This is a genomic window from Mucilaginibacter sp., from assembly GCF_036383575.1.
In the GTDB taxonomy this organism is placed as follows: domain Bacteria; phylum Bacteroidota; class Bacteroidia; order Sphingobacteriales; family Sphingobacteriaceae; genus Mucilaginibacter.
Genome location: NZ_DASVOB010000168.1, coordinates 1 through 3,219, shown reverse-complemented (window position 1 = coordinate 3,219; position 3,219 = coordinate 1). Strand labels below are relative to the sequence as shown.

The following is a 3,219-nucleotide window of genomic DNA, read 5'->3' as shown; positions in this document are numbered from 1 at the left end:
ACTTCAAGTTCAACAGCCATATCACGTACCGACGGGATCTTTTGCCCGGCGGGCCATTTACCCATCAGGATCTGGTCGCTTACAAAAGCCGCTATCTGGAGGTATATCGCTTCGTTATCTTTAAATTCCATTATCGTCTTTTTTTAAGCCTGTTTCTCCTTTAGTTTGAAGTATGCGGCTATCCAAAATAGTATCACTACAACAGGCACCGCAATAAAAACCCAGGCCGATTGCTGCTCATTTAAACCGATAGAATAAAAGTTTGTACCCTCCGGAAAATTGAGGAATGCAAACGGCGTTGCCGGGTAAATTTTCCTGCCAACAATCAGTCTCAGAAATAATGTATCAGCCAGTATCAGTAATGCATAAAAAATAAAAAAGCTGAAACCTATTTTAATAAAATGCAGCTTCTCAAAACTGATGGCCCCATACATGGTAATGGAATGCAGCAGCGAAAAAATAATGATCACTAATAAAGATTTATCCTGAAAAAGGGAAAGCATTTCAGGGTGATGTCCCGGCCATTGCTTCAGGTTGAGTAATATGGATAATACCAGGTAAAAGATCCCGGTATAAACCAACATGAATATTATATATGAATAAACCCAGCCAACCATAAACTTTTCAAATTGTGAAGCAGGTAAGGTTAGTACGGGAATTGCCTTACGTTTATCGCCAAGGTCGGTAAAGATGGTGCTTGTAAATAATGGTCCTGCTATCAAAATAAGCACCCCGAATATGGCCATTTGAAAACCGGCATCTACCGGGCCGGGGATCATGTAAAATATAAACGAGCCGCCAAGCAAAAATACCCCAGCCAAAACCGCTGCCGACATAAAATAGGTGCGGTAATGCTCAACAGTGTGTTTTATAAACAGCTGCGAAAAGCGCTTTAAACTGAAGTAGTTATTCATGGAGAGTGGCTGATTTTAATGCGTTTAATAATTTGCTGCTGTTGGTTGTTGCTGCATTGAATAATAATTCAAGATCCATTTTGCCATACTTGCCGGCGGTGTTTTCTAAAATGGCGTATTTGCCCATCAATGTATCTTCTTCATAAAGCACATTCATGCCGGTAAGGTCTTTAAAAACACCGAAGAATAGTTTTTCGGTAAGCTCATCTACCGAGTTCTCAACCACTATACGATGATCATCTAAAATCAATACAGTGTCAATGAGGCTGTCCAGATCCCTAACCTGGTGGGTTGAAATAATAATACAGCGTTCATCATTTAAAACGGATGCGATCAATTTTCTGAACTGAACTTTTGAGGGGATGTCAAGCCCATTGGTGGGCTCGTCAAGTATCAGTAAGCTGGTATTGGTAGCTAAACCAAAAGCGATGATCATCTTTTTTTGTTGCCCGTACGACATTTTGGTCATCAATAGGTCGGGATCAATATCTAATATTTTCAGATAACTGTAAAAGTCGGTAATGCTGAAGGCCGGGTAGAAACCTGCGGTTCTTTCTAAAAATTGTCCTGGAGTTAGCGCCGGTACATAAACTTCTTCAGCAATAAAGTAAAGGTTTTGCAGGGTGGATACTAACCGCTTTGAGCTTTCTGTTCCGTTGATAAGGCATTTGCCTGATTGCGGAAAAGCCAGGCCTGCAATATTTTTTAGCAAGGTTGATTTGCCAGCCCCGTTTTTACCCAGCAGGCCATAAATATGCCCTGCCTTTAATGAAAGGTTTAGGTTTTTGAACAGCGGCTTTTTGCTGTTGTAGCTAAAATTCAAATTGCTTATTTGAATCATGGTTTAGTGTATTAGTGTGGTAGTACACTGCAAATGTAATTAAACATTTTTAAAATGCAAGAGGTATTTTTTTTATTGGGAGAGTTTTCATGAAAACCAATTATCCCCTTAACAGTTAATAAGATATGTCAAAGAAGAGAACCATGCCAAACGAACCAGATGAAATGCCGGTAAACCCCGAGCGGCCGGAGATTAGGCAGCCTACAGATCCGGGGGAGCCGGAAATGCCCGAGGAAGCACCCGAAAATATTCCGAATGAAATTCCTGATACGGAACCGGGTGAGCCCGAAGTGGATCCGGATGAGTTTGAAAAATAAAGGAATGATATACCGCTTATAAGCCCTTGCGCCCAATGGTTTGCGAGGGATGGCAGCGCTTTTATATTTTGCAACGCATTGATATAGCCTAAACTGCTTAAATTGCATCATGAAAATAGCTACGTATAACGTAAATGGTGTAAACGGGCGATTGCCTGTTTTGCTTCGCTGGTTAACTGAAACAGCCCCTGATGTTGCCTGTTTGCAGGAACTGAAAGCACCGCAGGAAAACTTTCCTGAGCAGGCTGTACTTGATGCCGGTTATAAAGCCATCTGGCACGGACAGAAAGGCTGGAACGGCGTTGCCATACTGGTAAAAAAAGATAAAGAAATCACGGAGGTTTGCCGGGCACTTCCCGGTGACCCTACAGATGAGCACAGCCGCTATATTGAAGCGCTTGTTGATGGTATTACCATAGGCTGCTTATACCTGCCTAACGGCAACCCGGCGCCAGGACCTAAGTTTGATTATAAATTAGGTTGGTTTGAACGATTAAAAATCCATGCAGCCGGTTTGCTTGCTGCCGATAAACCGGTTGTTTTAACCGGCGATTATAACGTTATGCCCACCGAACTTGATGCTTATAAGCCCGAGCGTTGGGTAAATGATGCCCTTTTTCGCCCCGAAACCCGCGAGGCATTTAAATCACTTGTCGAGCAGGGCTGGACTGATGCTATCCGCAAACTTTATCCTACCGAAGTGATCTACACATTCTTCGATTATTTCCGGGATGCATACGGCCGTAACGCCGGTTTACGGATCGATCACTTTTTACTGAGCCCTCATTTGGAAAAACGGCTTGTAGCTGCCGGAGTGAACAGAGATGTACGCGGCTGGGAAAAAACAAGTGATCATGCGCCTGTTTGGATTGAATTGAAAGATGCTGAATGATATTAGAAGGTGTTTGAAAATAGTATTTTAAGAGGAGCCTTGACGGACATTAAAGATGGTATGTAAAAAACGTCGTTGCGAGGTACGAAGCAATCCCCGACTTACAGAGCTGCTCTGTATAGTTTGGGATTGCTTCGTACCTTATAATGACGTGCATGTAAATCATTCATAATCAAGCTGCATTTTGGAGAGTAAGACCGAGTTTTTGAGCTTCTTTTTGCAGACGAGCAAGCTTTCTTGCCTTTTGTACTTCTG

The 3,219-nt window shown here is 42.4% G+C and carries 4 protein-coding genes; 2 read left to right on the top strand and 2 right to left on the bottom strand.

Annotated features, from left to right (window positions below; translation table 11 throughout):
* Positions 1-143 precede the first annotated feature (143 nt).
* Positions 144-914: a hypothetical protein gene (locus VF500_RS06205; protein ID WP_330858833.1), complete on the bottom strand. Its 771-nt coding sequence runs from the start codon at positions 912-914 to the stop codon at positions 144-146.
* Positions 907-1,755, bottom strand: a complete 849-nt coding sequence (locus VF500_RS06200) for an ABC transporter ATP-binding protein (protein WP_330858832.1) — start codon at positions 1,753-1,755, stop codon at positions 907-909. The genes VF500_RS06205 and VF500_RS06200 overlap by 8 nt, the downstream gene beginning before the upstream one ends.
* 125 nt (positions 1,756-1,880) lie before the next feature.
* Here VF500_RS06200 and VF500_RS06195 point away from each other — a divergent pair, with 125 nt between their 5' ends.
* Positions 1,881-2,072 (top strand): hypothetical protein, encoded by a 192-nt coding sequence (locus VF500_RS06195; protein WP_091211519.1) that lies wholly within the window; start codon positions 1,881-1,883, stop codon positions 2,070-2,072.
* A 109-nt stretch (positions 2,073-2,181) separates the two neighbouring features.
* Positions 2,182-2,964: an exodeoxyribonuclease III gene (gene xth, locus VF500_RS06190; RefSeq protein ID WP_330858831.1), complete on the top strand. Its 783-nt coding sequence runs from the start codon at positions 2,182-2,184 to the stop codon at positions 2,962-2,964.
* Positions 2,965-3,219: the final 255 nt, after the last annotated feature.

What these genes read in the sequence shown, in the direction of transcription:
- VF500_RS06205 (WP_330858833.1), bottom strand. Translation starts at nt 914, where the DNA reads ATGAATAACTACTTCAGTTTAAAGCGCTTTTCGCAGCTGTTTATAAAA.
- VF500_RS06200 (WP_330858832.1), bottom strand. Translation starts at nt 1,755, where the DNA reads ATGATTCAAATAAGCAATTTGAATTTTAGCTACAACAGCAAAAAGCCG.
- VF500_RS06195 (WP_091211519.1), top strand. Translation starts at nt 1,881, where the DNA reads ATGTCAAAGAAGAGAACCATGCCAAACGAACCAGATGAAATGCCGGTA.
- xth (WP_330858831.1), top strand. Translation starts at nt 2,182, where the DNA reads ATGAAAATAGCTACGTATAACGTAAATGGTGTAAACGGGCGATTGCCT.